Here is a 1,075-nt window from a genome sequence, read left to right on the forward strand (position 1 = left end):
CGGCCGCCTCGAGCCCGGTCAGCGTGCGGCGCGCGTCGCCCGAGGCCAGTTGGACGAGGGCGTCGAGCGCCTCCTCCGTCAGCTCGACCGAGCCGTTCAGACCGCGCGGATCCTCCGCCGCGCGACGCAGCAGCGTGCGCAGATCCTCGTCCGAGAGCGGCTCGAGGGTCAGCAGCAGCGAGCGGGACAGCAGCGGGCTGATGACCGAGAACGAGGGATTCTCTGTCGTCGCCGCCACGAGCGTCACCCACCCGTTCTCCACCCCGGGCAGGAGCGCATCCTGCTGGGCCTTGGTGAACCGATGGATCTCGTCGAGGAAGAGCACCGTCGAGACCCCGTAGAGATCGCGATCGTCGAGCGCGCGCTGCATGACCGTGCGCACATCCTTGATCCCGGCCGTCACGGCCGACAGCTCGACGAAGCGGCGCCCGCTCGACGCGGCGATCGCCTGCGCGAGCGTCGTCTTGCCCGTACCGGGAGGACCCCAGAGGATGACCGACACGGGCCCCGCCGCACCGGCGCCCTCGCTCGCGAGCACGCGCAGCGGCGAACCGGGGCGGAGCAGATGCTGCTGTCCGACCACCTCGTCCAGCGAACGCGGGCGCATGCGCACCGCGAGAGGTGCGGTATGGCCGGACTGTATCTCCATGCCTCTCATGCTAACGATCACGGCCGACATCACCGGTGGGTATCGGCCCGGGCGCGGCATCGTCCGGTGCTCTAGAGTGGGTACCGCGATATTCATGGTCGGCACGCCGCGAGCGGTGGACCGGCAGCAGAGACGAACGACAGGTGAGCACGGTGAGCCAGAACGAACAGCCTTGGGGTCGGGTCGACGAGAACCGCACGGTCTACGTCCGCGAAGGCGAATCCGAGCGCGAGGTCGGGCAGTTCCCCGACGGCACGCCCGAAGAGGCACTCGCCTACTACGAGCGCAAGTACGCCGATCTCGCGGGCCAGGTCACCCTGCTCGAGGCGCGCATCGCCCGGGGCGTCGCCGGCGGCGAGGCCTCCGAGGCCGTCGCCCACCTGCAGCAGCAGCTCGTGGAGCCCGCCGCGGTCGGCGATCTCGCCG

Annotated in this window: 1 protein-coding gene and 1 pseudogene; one reads left to right on the forward strand and one right to left on the reverse strand. The window is 70.7% G+C overall.

The annotated features are described in order from the left end of the window. A partial coding sequence (locus ACFPZL_RS13535) for an AAA family ATPase (protein ID WP_382335907.1) occupies nucleotides 1-649 on the reverse strand: 649 nt, incomplete at its 3' end. A 152-nt stretch (nucleotides 650-801) separates the two neighbouring features. Here ACFPZL_RS13535 and ACFPZL_RS13540 point away from each other — a divergent pair. Next, nucleotides 802-1,075: pseudogene (locus ACFPZL_RS13540) on the forward strand (DUF349 domain-containing protein); the annotation flags it as partial.

This window comes from Leucobacter soli, assembly GCF_042659205.1.
Taxonomy (GTDB): Bacteria; Actinomycetota; Actinomycetes; order Actinomycetales; family Microbacteriaceae; genus Leucobacter; species Leucobacter soli.